General features: G+C 71.6%; 22 protein-coding genes. 14 read left to right on the plus strand and 8 right to left on the minus strand.

Annotated features, from left to right (window positions below; genetic code table 11):
• Nucleotides 1-1264 precede the first annotated feature (1264 nt).
• From OG295_RS30245 to OG295_RS30285, 9 genes are all read left to right on the plus strand, one after another.
• Nucleotides 1265-1552 (plus strand): helix-turn-helix transcriptional regulator, encoded by a 288-nt coding sequence (locus tag OG295_RS30245; protein WP_371679778.1) that lies wholly within the window; start codon nt 1265-1267, stop codon nt 1550-1552.
• Nucleotides 1553-1638: 86 nt separating this feature from the next.
• Nucleotides 1639-2901 carry a tyrosine-type recombinase/integrase gene (locus OG295_RS30250; RefSeq protein ID WP_371679779.1) on the plus strand — a complete coding sequence of 421 codons (1263 nt, stop codon included), beginning with the start codon at nt 1639-1641 and terminating at the stop codon, nt 2899-2901.
• 79 nt (nt 2902-2980) lie between these two features.
• On the plus strand, nt 2981-3835 hold the full coding sequence (locus OG295_RS30255) for a HipA family kinase (protein WP_371679780.1): 855 nt from the start codon (nt 2981-2983) through the stop codon (nt 3833-3835).
• Nucleotides 3832-4215: a DUF3037 domain-containing protein gene (locus OG295_RS30260; RefSeq protein WP_030236635.1), complete on the plus strand. Its 384-nt coding sequence runs from the start codon at nt 3832-3834 to the stop codon at nt 4213-4215. Before OG295_RS30255 ends, OG295_RS30260 begins: the two co-directional genes overlap by 4 nt.
• A 135-nt stretch (nt 4216-4350) precedes the next feature.
• Complete coding sequence (gene fabG / locus OG295_RS30265; RefSeq protein WP_371679782.1) at nt 4351-5112, plus strand: 3-oxoacyl-ACP reductase FabG; 762 nt, start codon at nt 4351-4353, stop codon at nt 5110-5112.
• Nucleotides 5113-5140: 28 nt separating this feature from the next.
• Nucleotides 5141-5902 carry an SDR family oxidoreductase gene (locus OG295_RS30270; protein WP_371679783.1) on the plus strand — a complete coding sequence of 254 codons (762 nt, stop codon included), beginning with the start codon at nt 5141-5143 and terminating at the stop codon, nt 5900-5902.
• A gap of 152 nt (nt 5903-6054) precedes the next feature.
• Nucleotides 6055-7638, plus strand: coding sequence for an ABC transporter substrate-binding protein (locus OG295_RS30275; RefSeq protein ID WP_371679784.1), 1584 nt, complete (start codon nt 6055-6057; stop codon nt 7636-7638).
• A gap of 99 nt (nt 7639-7737) precedes the next feature.
• Entirely contained in the window at nt 7738-8406 is a 669-nt protein-coding gene (locus OG295_RS30280; RefSeq protein WP_371681351.1) for a uracil-DNA glycosylase, read from the plus strand.
• A gap of 95 nt (nt 8407-8501) precedes the next feature.
• Entirely contained in the window at nt 8502-8996 is a 495-nt protein-coding gene (locus tag OG295_RS30285; RefSeq protein WP_371681352.1) for a hypothetical protein, read from the plus strand.
• Nucleotides 8997-9072: 76 nt separating this feature from the next.
• Here OG295_RS30285 and OG295_RS30290 read toward each other — a convergent pair whose 3' ends face one another.
• Both OG295_RS30290 and OG295_RS30295 read right to left on the minus strand, forming a co-directional pair.
• A complete protein-coding gene (locus OG295_RS30290; RefSeq protein WP_371679785.1) occupies nt 9073-9621 on the minus strand; it encodes a hypothetical protein in 549 nt (182 codons plus the stop codon).
• A 97-nt stretch (nt 9622-9718) separates the two neighbouring features.
• Nucleotides 9719-10240, minus strand: a complete 522-nt coding sequence (locus OG295_RS30295; RefSeq protein WP_371679786.1) for a DinB family protein — start codon at nt 10238-10240, stop codon at nt 9719-9721.
• A gap of 84 nt (nt 10241-10324) precedes the next feature.
• On the opposite strand from OG295_RS30295, the gene OG295_RS30300 reads away from it, so the two are divergent.
• A complete protein-coding gene (locus OG295_RS30300) occupies nt 10325-11236 on the plus strand; it encodes a Gfo/Idh/MocA family protein (protein WP_371679787.1) in 912 nt (303 codons plus the stop codon).
• Here the strand turns inward: OG295_RS30300 and lnt are convergent.
• The 5 genes from lnt to OG295_RS30325 all read right to left on the minus strand — a co-directional run bounded on the left by lnt (nt 11154) and on the right by OG295_RS30325 (nt 15382).
• The gene (lnt, locus tag OG295_RS30305) at nt 11154-12770 is read right to left on the minus strand and encodes an apolipoprotein N-acyltransferase (protein WP_371679788.1); all 1617 of its coding nucleotides are present in this window, start codon (nt 12768-12770) and stop codon (nt 11154-11156) included. The two genes, OG295_RS30300 and lnt, sit on opposite strands and share 83 nt — an antisense overlap.
• Before the next feature lie 42 nt (nt 12771-12812).
• On the minus strand, nt 12813-13280 hold the full coding sequence (locus OG295_RS30310; RefSeq protein WP_371679789.1) for a nuclear transport factor 2 family protein: 468 nt from the start codon (nt 13278-13280) through the stop codon (nt 12813-12815).
• Nucleotides 13281-13440: 160 nt separating this feature from the next.
• Nucleotides 13441-13617 carry a hypothetical protein gene (locus tag OG295_RS30315; RefSeq protein ID WP_266837595.1) on the minus strand — a complete coding sequence of 59 codons (177 nt, stop codon included), beginning with the start codon at nt 13615-13617 and terminating at the stop codon, nt 13441-13443.
• Nucleotides 13618-13726: 109 nt separating this feature from the next.
• Nucleotides 13727-14605: an undecaprenyl-diphosphate phosphatase gene (locus OG295_RS30320; RefSeq protein ID WP_371679790.1), complete on the minus strand. Its 879-nt coding sequence runs from the start codon at nt 14603-14605 to the stop codon at nt 13727-13729.
• A gap of 48 nt (nt 14606-14653) precedes the next feature.
• Complete coding sequence (locus tag OG295_RS30325; RefSeq protein ID WP_371679791.1) at nt 14654-15382, minus strand: TVP38/TMEM64 family protein; 729 nt, start codon at nt 15380-15382, stop codon at nt 14654-14656.
• A gap of 49 nt (nt 15383-15431) precedes the next feature.
• Between OG295_RS30325 and OG295_RS30330 the strand changes: the two genes are divergently transcribed.
• The 4 genes from OG295_RS30330 to OG295_RS30345 all read left to right on the plus strand — a co-directional run bounded on the left by OG295_RS30330 (nt 15432) and on the right by OG295_RS30345 (nt 19485).
• On the plus strand, nt 15432-16148 hold the full coding sequence (locus OG295_RS30330; protein WP_371679792.1) for a DNA alkylation repair protein: 717 nt from the start codon (nt 15432-15434) through the stop codon (nt 16146-16148).
• A gap of 319 nt (nt 16149-16467) precedes the next feature.
• On the plus strand, nt 16468-17646 hold the full coding sequence (gene tuf, locus OG295_RS30335; protein WP_371679793.1) for an elongation factor Tu: 1179 nt from the start codon (nt 16468-16470) through the stop codon (nt 17644-17646).
• Nucleotides 17647-17768: 122 nt separating this feature from the next.
• Nucleotides 17769-18626, plus strand: coding sequence for a patatin-like phospholipase family protein (locus tag OG295_RS30340; RefSeq protein WP_371679794.1), 858 nt, complete (start codon nt 17769-17771; stop codon nt 18624-18626).
• Nucleotides 18627-18693: 67 nt separating this feature from the next.
• Nucleotides 18694-19485, plus strand: a complete 792-nt coding sequence (locus tag OG295_RS30345; protein WP_371681353.1) for a spermidine synthase — start codon at nt 18694-18696, stop codon at nt 19483-19485.
• Between the two features lie 49 nt (nt 19486-19534).
• On the opposite strand, the gene OG295_RS30350 is transcribed toward OG295_RS30345, so the two are convergent.
• On the minus strand, nt 19535-20866 hold the full coding sequence (locus tag OG295_RS30350; protein ID WP_371679795.1) for an MFS transporter: 1332 nt from the start codon (nt 20864-20866) through the stop codon (nt 19535-19537).
• Nucleotides 20867-20931 lie beyond the last annotated feature (65 nt).

The following is a 20931-nucleotide window of genomic DNA, read 5'->3' on the forward strand; positions in this document are numbered from 1 at the left end:
GGTGACGGCAGCGACACCAGGGTGGCCCAGCGGCAGTCCAAGGTCGTACTCCGGCCCAGCCTGGGGGATTCTCCGCCACACGGCACCGGAGCTATGGATAGCTTCCACCCACCAGGACGGCGCCGAGGGACTCACGGGACGCGGCTGGGGCAGGCGCTTCGGCGGCCGTCGCTTCGCTCCCGCCCGCCGAAGCAGGAGGCCCGCCGCCCGGACGTACGCCACGTCGCACACCTTGCTTCGGGCCTGCAGCGCTGAATGGACGGCCATGCACTGGTCGCGCGCCCGGCTATCGCTCGCCCCCGTGGAAACGATCGCCGCGCGCGCCGAAGCTGCCCGTCTACTCGCTGTGGCGGAGAGCTGCCCCAGCTCCCGCAGCCGGGCCAGCGACCGGTCCCACGCCGCGTCGTCCGTCAGCATTCGACAGTCCTTCCTCGACAGCAGGGCCGCTCGGCGTCGGGATTCGCCCACGGCAGACGACAAACAGGCCCGAAGGACTGGAACCGTCCTCCAGACCATGTCAACGTACAACACCCCCGCAAAACAGCAGGTCAGTGCAGGGGTCGACCAATTCGTGGGCTTCGGCTGCTGGCCCGTCCAATTGCGGGATGGCTCCGGTTCACCCGCGGGCCGTGCGACATGTCTGCCGATCAAAGGAGGCTCTCCTGTCCGAGGCCGCTCTGTTCTCCCTCCGCCTAACTGCCCCGCTCCTGTTCGCCCTCGGTGCTGCCTGCGCCTTTCTCGCCCAGCTGCACCGTGACTACGCCTCCATCGCAGTAGCTCTCTGTCTCTGTGTGTGCGCGGCTGCTCTCTTCGCTGAAGACCTCCTCCAAGACGGTTACCGGCGTGACCGAGCCGTGCTTGCCTTTGTGGCCACGCATCCTGGTGCTACGCCAAGGCAGACCGCTCGTGCACTGAACAAGGCCGAGAAGGTTGTGGCCCAGAGCTTTGTGCGCCTCAGCGCTGACGGGCTGCTGATCCTGGCAACAGGGGATGAAGTACCCCTCGTCCGTAGCTACGTGCTTGCCGCGCATCACGACGCTCAGGAGCGCGAGGGCTAGCACTCGGCTACTACACCCCTACATAGCCGACGATCCCCGGTCAGCCAAACCGGGGATCGTCGCGACCATTGGACTAGTTCGCGCCGCTACTTGGCGGTGGCATGGTGCGAGCACTGCGTCCAAACTGATCTGCGTTCCTGCCAGAACTCTGAGTATTTCTCGTGAGGTGGCAGTGGGAACGCAGGGGTGAATTGAAAGAAGCTGACATGGCTGACAGTAATCTGCTCGCTCTGGATCGGGCTCCGTCGTTTCTGACGGTTGCCCAAGCGGCGGCCTATCTTGGCATATCGCCCAACACTCTCTACGTTTGGCGTCACCGTAGGGAGGGTCCGCCGAGCTTTACGATGGGGTCGAGGCGTGTCATGTACCGAGTTGCGGCGCTGGATGAATGGATAGAGCAGCAGGAGCGGGCAGATTCCCGATCTAATCTGGCGTTGAGTCCATTTTCGTGTCAGCCGCAGCGCAAGGAGCGACGTAGTCGGAATGTCGGTTGATTTGGGGGTCCTTTTGAGGTGGTTCAAGCTGCCTCAGGAAAGCATCCCAGTGATGCTTGTTTGTTCAAGGCGATGGGGGTAGATGCGTGGCGGGGTATGTCGAGGACCGTTGGGTAAAAAAGAAGAAGGACCCTGTCACTGGAAAGCGGGAGCGAACCGAAAGGTACGGAAAGGGGAAGCGGTATCGTGTCGCTGGAATCCCAGGGGTCCGGGACAGGTCCTTCGAGACGCTGGAAGATGCTAAAGGATGGCTCCGACGCTCAAGTACCGACGAGGAGCGCGGCGAGTTTGTTGATCCGCGCGATGGTTCGATTCTGCTTGAGGACTACATAGAGAAGTACTGGTTGCCTGGGCAAGGTGGTGCGGTCAAGACACGCGCAGGGCTGGACCAGAAAGTTCGCCTGCATATTATCCCGCATTTGGGTAAGCTGCCATTGAAGAGTGTCGCAGTTTCCGAAATTCGCGCATACATCATAGCGTTGTCAAACTCGATTTCACCGGCGTATGCGCGAGGCGTTCTGACCACATTGTCGAGCATCTTCGAAACGGCTGTCGACGACAAGCGACTGGTTCGGAACCCGATGCGCTCGCAATCGGTTCGCTGGCCGAAAGCCGTTGATGTGAGACGCAACGCGTGGGCGCTGGAGACCGCGCTTCGGATGCGGGATGAGATCAGTGATCGATACCGCATAACGGTCGTCCTCGGTGTTGGTTGTGGTCTGAGGCAGGGGGAGTCATTTGGTGTCAGTCCGGAAGATATTGACTACGAACGAGGTGTGCTCCATGTAAGGAAGCAGGTGCAGGCCATTAAGGGGCGCCTGTATTTCACTCTTCCCAAGGGCGGGAAGACGCGCACAGTGGATATGCCGGAGTCTGTCGCTAGCGAGCTGAAAGCTCATTCGGAAAAATATCCTGCTTCTGACGTAGTACTCCCATGGGGGGAGCCGGGGAAGCCCGAGAAGAAGTTCTCTCTGCTGCTTACGACGAGTCGCGGCAACGCCATCGCCGTTAACACGTACAACACCTACATGTGGAAGCCTGCCCTGGCGCGGGTCGGTGTGATTCCCCCGCAGTTGGAGGGGGCCAAGCCCTGGCAGTGGGAGGCGGCACACAGGGACGGCTTCCATGTTCTGAGGCACACCTATGCCTCTGTAGTCCTGGAGGCTGGCGAGTCGGTTGTGACCCTGGCGAGGTGGCTGGGGCACTCCTCCCCGACGATCACGCTCGACCACTATGCTCACTTCATGCCGGAGGCCGGCGGCAAGGGTCGCCGAGCCATCGACGGTCTGCTGGGGGGCCGGGGGAGCGAGGCCTCTGGCCCAAACTCCCCAGATTCTCCCCAGGGCTGATCGGCGGTCCGTCCGGGCTGACTACTGGTTCGGGGAAAACCTTGGATCGTGAAGCACGTCGGCCCGTTAGCCTGGGAAAATGCTCACAGAAGTGATCGCGACCCGCTACGTCACGCCCTTGCGTGAGGGCGGCTCGCTGCCCGGGATCGTCGAGGCCGACGACCTCGGCACATACGTCATGAAGTTCACCGGAGCCGGCCAGGGACGCAAGACCCTGGTCGCCGAAGTCGTGTGCGGGCGCCTCGCCCAGCGGCTGGGCCTGCGGGTCCCGCAGCTGGTGGGGATGCAGCTCGACCCCGTCATCGGGCTCGCCGAGCCGGACCAGGAGGTCCAGGAGCTGCTCAAGGCCAGCGGCGGGCTCAACCTCGGGATGGACTACCTGCCGGGCTCGATCGGCTTCGACCCGCTCGCGTACCAGGCCGACCCGGCCGAGGCGGGCCGCGTGGTCTGGTTCGACGCCCTGATCAACAACGTCGACCGCTCCTGGCGCAACCCCAACATGCTGGTCTGGCACGGCGACCTGTGGCTCATCGACCACGGCGCCACCATGATCTGGCACCACAACTGGCCCACCGCCCGGGCCGCCGCGGCCAAGCCGTACAACGCCTCCGACCACGTCCTGGCCCCCGTGGGCCCGGACATCGCCGCGGCCGCCGCCGAGCTGGCCCCGCTGGTGACCGAGGACCTGCTCACCGAGGTCACCGCCGACGTCCCCGACGAATGGCTGGTCGACGAGCCCGGTTTCGACTCCGCCGACGCGGTGCGCCGCGCCTACGTGGAGGCGCTGCTGCCGCGCGCGGCGACGATCCACGAGAGGATCACCATGGAGGCCGAGGTCAGGCCGCGGTCCGGTCCGCCGGGCTGGCTGGCCGAGCGGCTGCCTCCCCAGCCGGACAAGTCGGACGAGAACGAGCGGAAGAGCGGCGACGAGTGACCGAGCGGGACGTGTTCGAGTACGCGCTGGTGCGCGTGGTGCCCAGGATGGAGCGCGGCGAGTGCTTCAACGCCGGGGTCGTCGTCTACTGCCGGGCGCACGCGTACGTCGCCGCGCGCACCCACCTCGACGAGGCGAAGCTCCTCGCGCTGGACCCGGGGGCCGACGTGGCCGGCGTCCGGGCCGCGCTGCGCGGGGTCGAGGGGCTGTGCGCGGGCGGCGAGCGGGCCGGACAGGCGGCCGGTGACGACCCGGGGCGCCGCTTCCGGTGGCTGATCGCCCCCCGCAGCACGGTGGTCCAGCCCGGTCCGGTCCACACCGGTCTGACGGCCGACCCGGAGGCCGAGCTGGAACGCCTCCTCGACCTGCTGGTCCGCTGACGCGGGGATCGGCGGGACGCGCGCGCCGGGGTGCCGTTGACACGAGGTGTCACGGCTCCTAGCGTCTCCTCAGCTGAAGCTACTAAGCGGTTGCTCACCTTCGGGCGGCCGCTCTCAACGGCGAGGAGATCCAGCATGTCCACCACCGAGCAGCGCGTCGCGATCGTCACCGGGGCGGCCCGGGGCATCGGCGCCGCCACCGCCGTGCGCCTGGCCGCCGAGGGCCGTGCGGTCGCCGTACTCGACCTGGACGAGGCGGCCTGCAAGGACACCGTGGAGGCGATCACCTCTGCCGGCGGCCGGGCCCTGGCGGTCGGCTGCGACGTCTCCGACAGCGCCCGGGTGGAGGCGGCCGTCGAGCGGGTCGCGAGCACGCTCGGCGCCCCGACCATCCTGGTCAACAACGCGGGCGTGCTCCGCGACAACCTGCTGTTCAAGATGAGCGACACCGACTGGGACACCGTCATGAACGTGCACCTGCGGGGCGCGTTCCTGATGGCGCGGGCCTGTCAGAAGTACATGGTGGAGGCCAAGTTCGGCCGGGTCGTGAACCTCTCCAGCAGCTCCGCGCTGGGCAACCGGGGCCAGGCCAACTACGCCGCCGCCAAGGCCGGTCTGCAGGGCTTCACCAAGACCCTGGCCATCGAGCTGGGCAAGTTCGGCGTCACGGCCAACGCGGTCGCCCCCGGTTTCATCGTGACGGAGATGACCGCCCAGACGGCCGCCCGCGTCGGCATGGGCTTCGAGGAGTTCCAGGCGGCCGCCGCCACGCAGATCCCGGTGCAGCGCGTCGGCCGCCCGGACGACATCGCCAACGCCATCGCCTTCTTCACGGGCGAGGCCGCCGGCTTCGTCTCCGGCCAGGTCATGTACGTGGCCGGCGGCCCGCTCAACTGACCCGTCCACGAGAGGCAGGGCGTACGGCATGACGTACAACGGCATCGACAGCGGCAAGGTCGCGCTGATCACCGGCGCGAGCCGGGGCATCGGCTACGGGATCGCCGAGGCGCTGGTCGCCCGGGGCGACCGGGTCTGCATCACCGGGCGCAACGAGGAATCCCTCAAGGAGGCCGTCGAGCGGCTCGGCGCGGACCGGGTGATCGGCGTGGCCGGGAAGGCCCACGACGAGGCCCACCAGGCCGTCGCCGTGGACCGCGCGATGGAGGCCTTCGGCCGCGTCGACTTCCTGGTGAACAACGCGGGGACCAATCCGGTCTTCGGGCCGATGGCGGACCTCGATCTCGGGGTCGCGCGCAAGGTGTTCGAGACCAATGTGATCTCGGCCCTCGGTTTCGCCCAGCGGACCTGGCACGCCTGGCAGAAGGACAACGGCGGGGCGATCGTGAACATCGCCTCCATCGCCGGCGTCTCCGCCTCGCCCTTCATCGGGGCGTACGGGATGAGCAAGGCCGCCATGATCAACCTCACCCTGCAGCTGGCGCACGAGATGGCGCCGAAGGTGCGGGTGAACGCGATCGCCCCGGCGGTGGTCAAGACCAGGTTCGCGCAGGCGCTCTACGAGGGCCGTGAACAGGAGGCCGCCGCGGCGTACCCGCTCGGCCGGCTGGGGGCCCCGGAGGACATCGGGGGCGCGGCGGCATTCCTCACATCTGCACAAGCGGAATGGGTAACTGGACAAACCCTCGTGGTCGACGGAGGCATGTTCCTCAATGCCGGAGTCCACTGACCGATAAACGGACGCATTTGCCTCCCGCGGGGAGGCAAATGCGTATCGAATACGCACGTAATCGGTCAAGTGCCTCACGAAACCTGCCCATTGGATTTGTGACGTACTGCGGTAGGGTCTGCCGCACCCCTGGCTGATCGAGGAGCGTGCACGTGTTCAACCGGACCAGATGCCTGCAGGTCTCTGCGGCCCTTGCGTCCATATCCCTGCTCGCCGGATGCGGTCTGTTCTCCGACGACAGCGGAGACAAGGCCAAGAGGATCGTGGTCGGCACGACGAGCGCCCCGAGCACCCTCGATCCGGCGGCGGCGTGGGACGGCTCCTGGGAGCTCTACCGGAACGTCTACCAGACCCTCCTGGCGTTCCCCACGGGCAGCACGAAGCCCCAGCCGGACGCCGCCCAGGGGTGCGAGTTCACCGACACGGCGAACACCGCCTACCGGTGCACGCTGCGCAAGGGGCTGAAGTTCTCCGACGGCGAGCCGCTCGACGCCAAGGCCGTCAAGTACTCCCTGGACCGGATCAGGAAGATCGATTCGAAGGTCGGCCCCAAGGGCCTCTTCAACTCCCTCGACAAGATCGAGACCCCGGACGCGCTGACCGTGGTCTTCCACCTGAACACCCCGGACGCCACCTTCCCCTTCGTCCTCGGCTCGCCCGCCGCCTCACTGGTCGCGCCCAAGGAGTACCCGGCGGACAAGGTGCGCGAGGACGGCAAGGTCACCGGATCCGGCCCCTACGTCCTCACCTCGTACAAGGCGGGCTCCGAGGCCGTCCTGGGCAGCAACGAGACCTACCAGGGCTTCGCCAACCGCCACAACGACGGCGTCACGATCCGCTACTTCAAGAAGTCCGACGCGATGGTCGCGGCCCTGAAGTCCAAGGAGATCGACGCGACCTACCGAGGCCTCTCCGCCCCCGAGATCAAGGACCTGCAGAGCCCGGCCTCGCACAACGCGGGCGTCCAGGTCGTCGAGAACGTCGGCGCGGAGATCCGCTACCTGGTGTTCAACCCCAAGGACCCGCAGGTCGCCAAGCTCCCCGTGCGCCAGGCCATCGCCCAGATCGTCGACCGCGGCGCGCTGGTCACCAAGGTCTACCAGGGCACCGCCGAACCGCTGTACTCGATGGTCCCCAAGGGGGTCGTCGGCCACAAGACGCCCTTCTACGACCTCTACGGCCAGCCCAGCGTCGACAAGGCCCGGAAGATCCTCAAGGACGGCGGGGTCCCCACGCCGGTCGACCTGACCCTCTGGTACACCTCGGACCGCTACGGCGGCTCCACCGCCGACGAGTTCACCGAACTCAAGCGGCAGCTGGACGAGAGCGGACTCTTCAAGATCACGCTGCGGAACAAGCCCTGGGTGGAATTCCAGGTCGGCTACAAGAACAGCGAGTACCCGATCTTCGGCCGCGGATGGTTCCCCGACTTCCCGGACCCGGACAACTTCATCGCGCCGTTCGTCGGCAAGGAGAACGCGGTCGGCACCCCGTACGAGCCCCCCGCCATCGTGAACGAACTGCTGCCCAATTCCCGTCGCGAGGGCGACCGCGCGGCCGGCGTCCGGGAGTTCGAGCAGGCACAGCAGATCTTCGCCCAGGACGTCCGCCTGCTGCCCCTGTGGCAGGGCAAGCTCTACGTCGGCGCGCGCGAGGACATCGCCGGCGCCGAGCGGGCCCTCGACCCGCAGACCGCCATGCAGATGTGGGAGCTGTACCGCAAGACCAGCTGGTGACGTCCGCGGGCGGTGCCCGGGTCGTGGCGTTGTCAGTGGTCCCCGGTAGGTTCTGAGCAGTTGCACGAACTTGTACCGGAGGTTGTCGACGTGACCCAGATGCTGCCCGAGTCCTGGCTCCCCGTTCTCGGCGGGGAGCTGGACCAGCCCTACTTCAAGGAACTCACCGAGTTCGTCGAGAAGGAACGGGCGAACGGGCCGGTCTACCCGCCCCGCGAGCAGGTCTTCGCGGCCCTGGAGGCGACGCCGTTCGACCGGGTCAAGGTGCTGGTCCTCGGCCAGGACCCGTACCACGGCGCGGGCCAGGGGCACGGCCTGTGCTTCTCCGTGCAGCCCGGGGTCAAGACCCCGCCCTCGCTGCGCAACATCTACAAGGAGATGAAGGAGGAGCTCGGCCTGCCGGTCCCGGACAACGGGTACCTGATGCCGTGGGCCAACCAGGGCGTCCTCCTGCTCAACGCGGTCCTCACCGTCCGCGAGGCCGAGCCGAACTCGCACAAGGGCAAGGGCTGGGAGAAGTTCACCGACGCCGTGATCCGCGCGGTCTCCGACCGTCCGGACCCGGTCGTCTTCGTCCTCTGGGGCGCCTACGCCCAGAAGAAGATCCCGCTGATCGACGAGGAGCGGCACGTCATCGTCAAGGGCGCCCACCCCTCGCCGCTGTCGGCGAAGAAGTTCTTCGGCTCCCGCCCCTTCACCCAGATCAACGAGGCCGTCGCAGCCCAGGGCCATGAGCCGATCGACTGGCGGATCCCGGACCTGGGCTGACGCCACACCGCGCCTCGGCGTCAGAGGCGCCGCCTGCGGCTAGCTTCGTGACGACCGGACCGGAGCGGGTCCGGCGGAGCGAGCCGGAGGCCGCGTTGAGGGAGCAGCAGGAGGCGTCGGAGGACGCCGTCATGACCAGGATCGGCCAGGCGGTCATCCTGCTGCACGCGGGTGACCGCGAGGAGGCCCGCAACCGCCTCGGCGAGATCTGGTCCGAGATCGGCGAGGAGGGGGACGGTCTCCACCGCTGCACCCTCGCGCACTACCTGGCCGACGCCCAAGACGACCCCGGCGACGAACTGGCCTGGGACCTGAGGGCGCTGACCGCCGCCGAGGGGCTCGCGGACCGGCCCCGCGAGACGGTCCGCGCCTTCTACCCGGCACTGCACCTCAGCCTCGCCGCCGACTACGTCAAACTCCGCCGTCCCGAGGCGGCCCGGGTGCACCTGGCGCGGGCCCGCGCGGCCACCGCGGAGCTCTCCGACGACGGGTACGGCAACGGCGTGCGGGCCGCCATCGCCCGGCTGGAGCGGCGGCTCGCGACGGAGCCGGGGCAGGGGCCCCGGCCGTTTCCCGGGCAGGGCCCGTAGGGCGGGCCGGGCCGACGGGGCGGGCCGGCGGGGCGGGGCGGGGCCTCGGGGCCGTAGGGCCCGCGCGGGCCGTCCCTCAGCCGTCGTGGACGCCCGCGCAGATGCGGGCCTCCGGGCTGTCCGGATGCCACTGGCCGTGCCGCCTGCCCAGCGCGCACACGTCGGCCGGCCGGACCGGCAGCTCCCGCATCAGCTCGCGCGGGGCCCGCGCGTCCTTCCGCAGGGGGTCCGGACGGCCCTCACGATGCCTCTCGGCGGACCGGGCGGGCTTCCGGGGCTCCGGGATGTCCGGAACCGGGGGAACGGCCTCCGCGGCCTCCCCGGCCCCCGGTGGCGTCAGCGGCGCCGTGCGCGCCGTGCCCCGGGCCGCGGCCGTCGGGCCGGACGGCCGCTCCGCTCCGCCCGGCACCGCCCCCAGCGCCTCCAGCGCGGGTGCCTGGACGACCACCGGGAGCGCCCCCGGCCCCCCGCGCGGCTCGTACCGGGGCGCCGCCCCGGCGGAGGGGGCCGTCGCAGGCCGCCCCGTACCGGGGCCCACGCTCACGCAGCCGGAGACGGTGGAGACGGCGGAGGCCGCACAGGCGGCTCCGAGGAGCAGTTTCGTCGAGGTTCGGGTTGGATGCACCCGCGCAACTCTGCTGTGCGAGGACCCCGTTGTGAAAACCCTGGACCGATATTCACCCCGCACGGGTGACGGGGAGGGGATGTCCGGCGGACAGCGCCTACTCGCCGGTGGCGCCGTCGATGTGCTCGCGCAGCAGGTCCGCGTGCCCGTTGTGGCGCGCGTACTCCTCGATCATGTGGGTGTAGATCCAGCGCAGGCTGAACACCTCGCCGCGGTGGTGGACGGCGGCGTCCGACACCGAGTCGAGCGAACGGCCCGCGGCGGCCTGCCGGGCCAGCTCCACCTCGGTCTGCCACACGCGCTCGGCGGAGGCCCAGGTGTCGGCGTCGGTGAAGTGGAAGTCGCCGTCGCGGTTCTCCCGGGTGCTGTAGAGCTCGGGCAGGTCCTCGCCCAGCGAGATCTCGCGGAACCAGTACCGCTCCACCTCCGCCATGTGCCGTACGAGGCCCATCAGGCTGAGCCCGGAGGGCTCCAGCGGGGTCAGGCGCACCTGCTCCTCCGTGAGCCCGGAGCACTTCCAGGCGAGGGTCGAACGGTGGTAGTCGAGCCACCCGTCCAGCATGTCCCGCTCGCCGGCGGTGGTGGAGGGTTCGGAGCGGTGTGATCCATTGGATGTCATGTCCGTCATCCTGACCGAACACGCCCCCTCCCACCAGGGATTAAGCTGCCGGTATCCCATTGGGCACACACGAGGAGGCACCCGGTGAAGGTCGGCGTCATCGGACTCGGCGACATCGCCCGGAAGGCGTACCTGCCCGTCCTCACCACCCGCCCCGGAGTCGAACTGCACCTGCAGACGCGCACTCCCGCCACGCTGGAGCGGATCGGCGCGGTCCACCACGTTCCGCGCGGACGCCTCCACACCACCCTCGACGCACTGCTCGCCGAGGACCTCGACGCCGCTTTCGTCCACGCGCCGACCGCCGTCCACCCCGAGATCGTCGAGGGGCTGCTGCGGGCCGGCGTGCCGACGTACGTGGACAAGCCGCTGGCCTACGCGTTCGAGGACTCGCGGCGCCTGGTGGAACTGGCCGAGGAGCGCGGGGTCGGCCTCTTCGTCGGCTTCAACCGCCGCTACGCGCCCGCCTACGCCCAGTGCGCCGACCACCCGCGCGAGCTGATCATCCTGCAGAAGAACCGGGTCGGGCTCCCCGAGGACCCGCGCACCCTGGTGCTCGACGACTTCATCCACGTCGTCGACACCCTGCGCTTCCTGCTGCCCGGAGAGGCCGACCACATCGACGTGCGGGCCGTGGTGCGCGAGGGGCTGATGCACCAGGTGGTGCTCCAGATGTCCGGCGAGGGCTTCACCGCCCTCGGCGTCATGAACCGGCTCTCCGGATCCACCGAGGAGGTCCTGGAGGTCTCCGGACAGGACTCCAAGCGCCAGGTCGTCAACCTCGCCGAGATCATCGACCACAAGGGCCAGCCCACCCTGCGGCGGCGCGGGGACTGGGTGTCCGTGGCCCGCCAGCGCGGCATCGAGCAGGCGGTGGACACCTTCCTGGAGGCCGTCGGGGCCGGCAAGGCGCTCAGCGCCCGGGACGCGCTGCTGACCCACGAACTGTGCGAGCGGGTGGTGCTGACGGCTCTGGAGCAGGCCTCCCGAGCCTGACCGTCCGGGCGCCCCGGAGCGCGCAGTACGCCGCCAGCGCGGCGACCGCCGCGCCCCCGGGCCAGTTCCCGAAGCGCACGAAGAGGGTGGTGCCCCCGGCGAGCGGCAGCTCGTACACGGCCGCCGCGGTCGCCGACGTGGACAGGGCCGGGCCGATCCGCGCGCCCGAGGGGCCGTACACGGCGCTGACTCCGGTGAGGGTGGCGTGCACGAAGGGACGGCCGTTCTCGGCCGCGCGCAGCGCCGCCAGGGAGGCGTGCTGGGCCGGGGCCCAGCTGTGCTGGAAGGTGGAGGTGGAGGACTGCGCGACCAGGACCGCCGCACCCCGCCGGGTCAGCTCCCGGCTCATGTCGGGGAAGGCCGACTCGAAGCACACCAGCGGGCCGATCCGGGTGCCGTCCGGCAGTCCCATGACCACCGGGGCGGCGCCGCGCATCCGGTCCTCGCCGGCCGCCTTGCCCACCGAGGTGGCCCATCCCAGCACCGCGCGGGCCGGCACGTACTCGCCGAAGGGCACCAGCCGCATCTTGTCGTACCGGTCACCCGTCGGCCCCTGCGGGCCGACCAGGACGGAGCTCTTGTAGATGCCGGGCCGGTCCGAGCGCCGGGCGTCCACATTGACCAGCAACGGGGCCCCGACCCGCGCGGACAGGGCGGCCAGTCGCCGGGACAGGTCCGGCCGCGCCGCCAGGTCCGCGCCGACGCTGCTCTCGCCCCACACCACCAGGTCCACCCGCCGCCCCACCAGCGTTCCGGTCAGCCGCTCCTGCGCGTCGAACCGCCGCTGGGCCGCGTCGGCCGTCTCCGCCGCGGCGGTGGTGCCCCCGGCGCCGGAGGCCCCGTCCGGGCCGTCCGCCATCGGGCCCGGCTGGACCACGGCCACCCGCAGCACGCCGCCCGAGGCCTCGGGGCGCGGCAGCCACAGCCACACCACCCCCGTGAGCACCGCACACCCCGCCACGGCGGCCACCGCGGGAACCCGCGCACGGGGCACGGCGACCAGCAGCACCACGGCACAGTTCACCGCCACCACCAGCAGGCTCACCAGCCACACGCCGCCCACCGAAGCCAGCCGCAGAGCGGGCGGCACCTGCCACTGACTGGCGCCGAGCAGCCCCCACGGCCCGCCCAGCCCCTGCCAGGACCGGGCCAGCTCCGACAGCAGCCACCCCGCCGGTACGAGGACCAGCGCGGCCGCGTTCCGCCACCCGTGCGGCGTCCCGCCGAGCAGCTCCCGCACCAGGAGCGCCCAGGGGATCCAGAGCAGCCCCAGCAGCAGCGCCACCGGCAGCAGGAACACGTGCAGGCTCGGCAGCAGCCAGTGGTGCACCGCCACGATGAACCCGGCGCCCCCGAACCAGCCCTCCACGGCGGCCCGCCGCCCGGTGGGGGCCGAACGCAGCAGCAGCATCCAGGGCACGAGGGCGACGTAGGCGAACCACCAGAGCGCCGGGGCGGGGAAGGCGAGGCACGGCAGCGCCCCGGCCGCCACCGCCGCGGCCGTACGCCACCACCGGGTCCGCTTCGTGAGCAATGCGCGCCTCCGCTTCCAGTGTGGGACCTGCGGCCGCACCCTTCATTCCGAGAGGCGGCGCCACTTCTCGTGCACGGTGACCCCGCTCAGGCGCCAGCCGTCGGGGGTGCGGGCCAGGTCGAACGCGTAGCGGCCGGCGGCGACGAAGTTCGGGGCGGTGACCGTACCGTCGAAGTCCTCGCCCGCCAGCCGCATCGGGTTCAGGAAGTCGGCCCGGACCCGCGCCGTGTCCCCGGGCGAGCCGCCCCGGTCCTCCAGCCGGACCAGCCGGTTGACGATCAGGTGCTGGCGCACCGGGAACAGCGTCATGGTCCGCCGCAGCCAGTCCGCGACCTCCCCGGCGGGCCCTTCGATGCCGCCCGCCGAGCGGTAGTCGGCCCGCCCGTCCGGCGTGAACAGGGCGCGGTAGCCGGGCCAGTCCCCGTCGTCGACGGCCGCGGCGTACCCCGAGACCACCTCGTCGATGGCCAGCCGGTCCATTACCGTCGCCAGGTCCACACGCTGCGTCATCGGGACAGTGTGGGGCTACGGGGCCGCCAGGCCAAGGGCCGTGCGGCCACCGGATGCCGGACGGGCCGCCGCCGGGGCGCGTTCCCGACGGCGGCACGCGGCGGCACACCCGCACCCGGCGTCCGCCGGGCGGCGTCCGGGCGGCTCCCGGCGAGGTCCCTCAGCGCCCGGAACGCGCCTCCCGCTGCCGGACCACGACCAGGAACGCGTCGCTGGCCAGGTCCATCACCACCTCCGCCGGCACGCCCTCGCGCGTCCGCTGCGCGGCGTACTCCTCGGCCGGCCAGCTCCCCCTCGGACTTCCGGCCGGAAATCGTTCCAGTACCACTCGGCTCATGGGACACCCCCTGCTGCTGTTCCTCGCTCCAGGGACAACGACGCGGAGGCCGCCCGGGAACGTTCCCGGGCGGCCTCCGATTCACGCAGATCGGTGAGCGGCGGCGCCGCTAGGACCCCGACTCGCCGGCGTGGGGGCTGAGCACGCCCGCGCCGATCAGGGCGAACAGCACGATGCCGAGCAGGATCCGGTAGATCACGAAGGGCATGAAGCTCTTGGTGGAAATGAACTTCATGAACCATGCGATGACGGCGTAGCCGACGAAGAACGCGATGACCGTCGCGAAGATCGTCGGCCCCCAGGTGATGTGGCCGGGGGTCTCGATCACGTCCTTGATCTCGAAGGCGCCCGAGGCCAGTACGGCCGGGATCGCGAGGAGGAAGGAGTAGCGGGCCGCGGCCTCGCGGGTGAAGCCCAGCAGCAGACCGCCGGAGATGGTCGCGCCGGAGCGGGAGACGCCCGGGATCAGGGCCATCGCCTGGCAGGCGCCGAAGATGAGGCCGTCCTTGACGCCCAGCTCCTTCAGCGTCTTGCGCTGGTGGACCACCCGGTGGCGGCCGCCCTCCTCGTCGCGCGAGGCCAGCCAGTCGGCGAAGCCGAGGATCAGACCCATGACGACGAGGGTGGTGGCGGTCAGCCGCAGGTCACGGGCCGGGCCCTCGATCTGGTCCTTGAACAGCAGGCCCAGCACACCGATCGGGAGCGATCCGACGATGACCAGCCAGCCCATCTTGGCGTCCTGCTCGGAGCGCAGCGCCTTGGTGAACAGCGAGCGGAACCAGGTGGAGATGATCCGCGCGATGTCCTTGCGGAAGTAGATGAGGACGGCGGCCTCGGTGCCGATCTGGGTGATGGCCGTGAAGGCCGCACCGGGGTCGTGCCAGCCGGCGAACGCCGCGGTCAGCCGCAGATGGGCACTGGAGGAGATCGGGAGGAACTCCGTAAGCCCCTGGACGAGACCGAGGATTAGGGATTCGAACCAGCTCATGTCGGGGTGCGCTCGTCCTTGTGATCGTCGGGCAGTTCGGGTCCGATGCTAGGGCCCGTGCGGAGCGGCCGTGACCACAGGGGGGTGAACAGCCCGCTGCCGGTGGGCGGGAGCCTCCGCGGCGGGGGGCGCGAGGCGGTGCCGCTTGCGCCAGGCGACCGCCGCGGCGGCCACCGCGGACAGGGCGATGAACCCGGACGAGACGAGGAAAGCGGGCGATCCGGGCGAGGCCGCGCTGGACCCCGCGATCACGTACGCGGCGGTGTTGGGGACGGTGCCGAGCGCCGTGGCGAGGAGGAAGGGCAGCCAGCCGCAGCGGGACACCGCCGCCAGGTAGTTGGCCGCCGCGAAGGGCACGCCGGGGAAGATCCGCACCGCGAGCACGGAGCGGAACCCGTGCCGGTTCAGCTGGCCGTCGGCCGCCAGCAGCCAGCGTCCGCGCAGGTACGGGCGCAACGCCTCCTGCCCCAGGACCCGCCCCAGCCCGAAGGAGAGCGCGGCGCCGAGGACGGTCCCGCCGACGGCCGCCACCAGCCCGAACGCCGAACCGAAGACCGCCCCCGCCGCGAGGTTCAGCAGCGGGCGGGGCACGAACGCGGCCGTGCACAGGCCGTACGCACCCGCGAACAGCAGCACCCCCGCGCCGAGCGGCAGCTCCGGGGGCCAGCCCCGGGACAGCAGCCGCTGGGGCTCGTAGAGGACCACGCACGCCCCGGCCGAGACCAGCAGCACGACGAGCAGCGACAGCCGGGTCCACGGCGCGAGGAGGAGGGACATTCCGGGAGACTAACCGAGGCCCGTGGCGCCCCGCCGTAATCTGGGCCTCATGCGGCCGAACACGCGGCGACCCACGGGAATCCCGCACAGCGCCCTCGCGGACGTCCTCCTGGAGCGGCTCACCACCGCCTACGGAGCCGCCGCGGATCCCGAGCGGGCAGGGCCGATGGCCGCGTACATGAAGGACGTCTCCCCCTTCCTCGGCATCCGCACCCCCGAGCGCCGCGCGCTGTCCCGCACCGTGACGAAGGACACTCCGCCGCCCACGGAGACGGACTGCGCGGCGCTCGCGCTGCGTTGCTGGGAGCTCGCGGAACGTGAGTACCGGTACTTCGCGGTGGACTACCTGCGCCGCCACGTCTCCCGCTGCTCCTCGGACTTCCTGCCCGTGGTGCGGCACCTGCTCGTCACCGGGTCCTGGTGGGACACCGTGGACCTGCTCGCCGCGCACACGGTCGGCCCGCTGGTGGCGGCGGACCCCCGGCCGGCCGCCGTGATGGACGCCTGGATCGGGGACGACGACATCTGGCTCGTGCGCACCGCCCTCCTGCACCAGCTCGCGTACAAGTCCGCCACCGACGCCGAGCGGCTGTTCGCGTACTGCCACCGCCGGGCCGGCCATCCGGACTTCTTCGTCCGCAAGGCCATCGGCTGGGCCCTGCGCGAGTACGCCAAGACGGACCCGGAGGCCGTCCGGGCCTTCGTCGCGGACCAAAGGGCCCTGCTCGCACCGCTGTCGGTGCGCGAGGCCCTGAAGAACCTGTAGGCCCGGCGGCGCCTCCGGTCCGAACGGGCTCCCGGCACAGGGAAATTCATTCGACGCCCCCGGTCCGCTCCGGCAGGATCGGGGACATGTTCCGGTACGCCTTCCCCGCAGCGCCGTCCGCAGTCGCGGACGCGCCGAAGGCTGCCTCGGATTCCTTCCCCGCAGCGGGCTTCCTCGCCGAAGCCTTCGCGGCGGCACCCTTCGCCGCATTCGACGGCGCACGAAGCTGACCCTTCCCGGATCGTCCGGCGGACCCCGCAGGGGGAGGGTCGGCTCGCTCCAGGGGTCCCGTCCACGCTTCGAACACGGGAAAGAAACCATGGCCAAGACGGCCTTCACCCGCACCAAGCCGCACCTCAACATCGGCACCATGGGTCACGTCGACCACGGCAAGACCACCCTCACCGCCGCCATCACCAAGGTCCTCGCCGAGCGCGGCGGCGCCTCCTACGTCCCGTTCGAGCGCATCGACCGGGCCCCGGAGGAGGCCCGGCGCGGGATCACCATCAACCTCACGCACGTCGAGTACGAGACCGACACCCGCCACTACGCCCACGTCGACATGCCCGGCCACGCCGACTACATCAAGAACATGGTCACGGGCGCGGCCCAGCTGGACGGGGCGATCCTCGTCGTCTCCGCCCTCGACGGGGTCATGCCCCAGACGGCCGAGCACGTCCTGCTCGCCCGCCAGGTCGGGGTCGACCACATCGTGGTCGCGCTCAACAAGGCCGACGCCGGGGACCCCGAGCTGACCGACCTGGTCGAGCTGGAGGTCCGCGAGCTGCTCACCGCGCACGGCTACGGCGGTGACGCGGCGCCGGTCGTACGGGTCTCGGGGCTCGGCGCGCTGGAGGGCGACCCGCGGTGGACCGGTGCGGTGGAGGCGCTGCTGGACGCGGTGGACACGTACGTGCCGATGCCCGTGCGGTACACCGACGCGCCGTTCCTGCTCTCCGTGGAGAACGTCCTCACCATCACCGGCCGCGGCACCGTCGTCACCGGGGCCGTCGAGCGCGGCACCGTCCGCACCGGCGACCGGGTGAGCGTGCTCGGCGGCGACGGCGAGCCGGTCGAGACGGTGGTGACCGGGCTGGAGACCTTCGGCAAGCCGATGGAGTCCGCCGAGGCGGGGGACAACGTCGCCCTGCTGCTGCGCGGCGTGCACCGCGACGGCGTGCGCCGCGGTCACGTGATCGCCGCGCCCGGCAGCGTGACGCCCGGCCGGCGCTTCACCGCGCAGGTCTACGTGCTCTCGGCCCGCGAGGGCGGACGCAGCACGGCGATCGCCTCCGGGTACCGGCCGCAGTTCTACGTCCGCACCGCCGACGTCGTCGGCGACGTGGACCTGGGCGCGGCCGGTGTGGCCCGGCCCGGGGAGACGGTCACCATGACCGTCGAACTGGGGCGGGACGTCCCGCTGGAGTCCGGCCTCGGCTTCGCGATCCGCGAGGGCGGCCGCACGGTGGGCGCGGGCACGGTGACGCGCGTCGGCTGACGCGGGTCGGCCGACCCGGTGTGGTGACGGCGGTGGCCCTGCGCCAGACTGCCGTCACCACACGGTGTGCGTACGCGTGCGCACACCGACGCGCGCGCGGACGGGAGAGGGGCGGGGCGGCGATGGGCGGCGACACGGCACTGGTGCTCGGCGGCGGAGGACTCACCGGCATCGGATGGGAGACCGGGATCCTCTACGGGCTCGCCCGCGCCGGAGTGGACCTCTCCCGCGCCGACCTCGTCGTCGGCACCTCGGCGGGCTCGGTGGTCGGCGCTCAGCTCGCCTCCGGGCTGCTCACCCCGCAGGAGCTGTACGAGCGCCAGCTCGGCGACACCACCGGGGAGGTCGCCGCCCGGATCGGGGCGGGCGTCATCGCCCGGTACGCCGTGGCCATGGCCCGCTCGCGCGACGCGGTCGGCTACCGCAAGAGGGTCGGCGCGATGGCGCTCGCCGCCGACACCACCGACGAGGCGGAGCGGCGCGCGGTGCTGGAAGCCCGCCTGGTCTCCCACGAGTGGCCCGAGCGGCGCCTCGTCGTCACCGCCGTCGACGCGCTGAGCGGGGAGCTCGCCGCCTTCGAGCGGGACGGGGACGCGGGGCTGGTGGAAGCGGTCTCGGCGAGCTGCGCCGTACCCGGGGTGTGGCCGCCGGTGACGATCGGCGGGCGCCGGTTCGTCGACGGCGGGGTCCGCTCCGCCACCAACGCCGACCTCGCCGCCGGATACCGCCGCGTGGTGGTCATCGCCCCGATCGCCCTGGGCTCCGGAAAGGTCCCCGCCCCGTCCGCACAGGCCGCGCGGTTGCGGGCCGACGGAGCCCGGGTGCTGCTGATCACCCCGTCGCCCGAGGCCCGCAAGGCCTTCGGTCGCAACGTGCTCGACCCCGCCCGCCGGGACCCGGCGGCGCGGGCCGGACTGGTTCAGGCCGCCGCCCACGTGGACGCGGCCCGGGAGGTCTGGGAGGGTCCGGCGGGGGCCTGACAATGATGGGGTGAGCGACGAACAGATCCCGGTGATCCGGGAAGTGGGCCAGGGCACCGCCAAGCTGATGCCGGACGTGGACCGGGAGCGGGCCTGGCTGCTCACCGTGGACGGGGCCCCGCAGTCGTACGTCGACCTCGACGAGCCCGGACACCTGGAGTTCGAGTACGTACGCCGCCTCGCGCACGTGCTCGACTGCGCGGCGGAGCCGGGGGACGCCCTGGACCTGCTGCACCTGGGCGGCGGCGCCCTGACCCTGCCGCGCTACGCCGCCGGGTCCCGGCCCGGGTCCCGGCAGACGGTGGTGGAGTTCGACGCCGGCCTGGTGGACCTGGTCGCCGAACACCTGCCGCTGCCCGCCGGGGCGGACGTGACCGTGCACGCCGCCGACGCCCGGGGCTGGCTGGCCACCGCCCCGCCCCGGAGCGCGGACGTGATCGTCGCCGACGTGTTCGGGGGCTCCCGGGTGCCGGCCCAGCTCACCTCGGTGGAGTACGCGCGGGAGGCCGCCCGGGTGCTGCGGCCCGGGGGGCTGTACGCGGCGAACCTGGCGGACGGGGCGCCGTTCGGCTTCCTGCGGTCCCAGCTGGCGAACTTCGGGGCCGTCTTCGGGGAGCTGGCCCTGATCGCGGAGCCGGGCGTGCTGCGGGGCCGGCGCTTCGGCAACGCGGTGCTGCTGGCCTCGGACGGCGCCCTTCCGCTGGCCGGCCTCGCCCGGCGGTGCGCCGGGGACGCCTTCCCGGCCCGGGTGGAGCACGGGGAGGCGCTGGCCCGCTTCGTGCGCGGGGCGGCGACGGTGGCGGACGCCGACGCGGTGGCCTCGCCGGAGCCGCCGGAGGGGGCGTTCAGCCTCGGCTGAGCCCGGCCGGCAGAGCACCTCGTTCCCCGGCCCCGGCCCGGCTGCTGTCTCAGGAGACTCCGGCGGCGCCGCCGCGCGCGGGGTCCGGGGCGGCGGGAGCCGGGGCCGCGGGAGCTGGGGCAGGGGAGCGTACGGGCGGGGGCTTGCGGGTCAGCCGGCGGACGTCGGGCACGAACAGCACCGCCGCGGTGCCGGCGACCACCAGTGCCGCGCAGCCCCACAGGGCCGCGGTCCGGCCGAAGGCGGTCTCGGCGGGTCCGGCCAGGGCGGTGGCCAGGGGGAGCATGGAGACCGAGCCGAACCAGTCGTAGGCCGAGACCCGGGAGAACTTCTCCTCCGGTATCTCCTGGTGCATGGTGGTCATCCAGTTCACGCCGAACACCTCGATGGCGGTGCCGCTGACGAACATCACCGCGCACAGCCCCCACACGGGCAGCGGTACGGCCAGCGCCGCCGAGGGCAGCGCCAGCGGGAACACGCACAGGGTGCCGACCAGGAGCAGGCGGCGCGGCTTCCACGTCATCATCAGCAGCGCCCCGGCGATGGTGCCCGCGCCGAAGCAGGCCAGGGCCATGCCCCAGGGGGCCGGCCCGCCCAGTCGGTCGCGGGCCACGAGGGGTCCGTAGACCGCCTCGGCGGCGCCGACGACGGCGACGACCACGGAGAACTGGAGCACGATGCTCCACAGCCAGGGGCGGGTCCGCACCTCCACCCAGCCCTCGCGCAGGTCGGCCAGCAGGCCGCCGCCGGGGGCCCGTCGGGCGACGTGGCTCACGTCGAGGAAGGCGCGCAGGAGACCGGCGAGCGCGAAGGCCGCCGCGTCCACGGCCAGCACCCAGCCCGGCCCGATCGCCGCGATCATGGCGCCGCCGAGGGCCGCTCCGCCGATGCCGGCGCCGTTCATCGCCATCCGGAAGAAGGCGAAGGCGCGGTTGGAGTGCTCGCCCGACACGCTGGAGAGGAGCATCCCCTCCGCGGCCGGGTTGAAGAAGGCCGTACCGGTGCCGCACAGCGCGGTGAGCAGCATCATCTGCCACAGCCGGGGGTCCCCGGCGAGCACCAGGAAGGCGAAGGCGGCCTGCGAGAGGCAGTTCAGCGCGTTCGCCGCGACCATCACCCGGTGCCGCGGCAGCCGGTCGGCGAGCGCGCCGCCCACGAGGAGGAAGAGGACGAGGGGGAGCGTACGGGCGGCGGCGACGAGGCCGACGTCCCCTCCGGAACCGCCGGCTCCGAGGACCGCGAAGGCGGCTGCGACGAGCGCTCCGTGGCTGCCGAGGTTGGTGATGACGGCGGCGCCGGTCAGCAGCGTGTAGTTGCGGCCGGCCCATTCGGGCCGGCGGCGCGGCAGGCCGTGGGGGGTGGCGGTGGGGGCAGGTCTCACCCACGGACTATCCCCTGCCCGGGCCGGGACTCCAAACCGATTACGGCTGGATCGCCGGCCCGGCG

Origin of the sequence: Streptomyces sp. NBC_01276 (assembly GCF_041435355.1) — a bacterium.
Classification (GTDB): Bacteria; Actinomycetota; Actinomycetes; order Streptomycetales; family Streptomycetaceae; genus Streptomyces.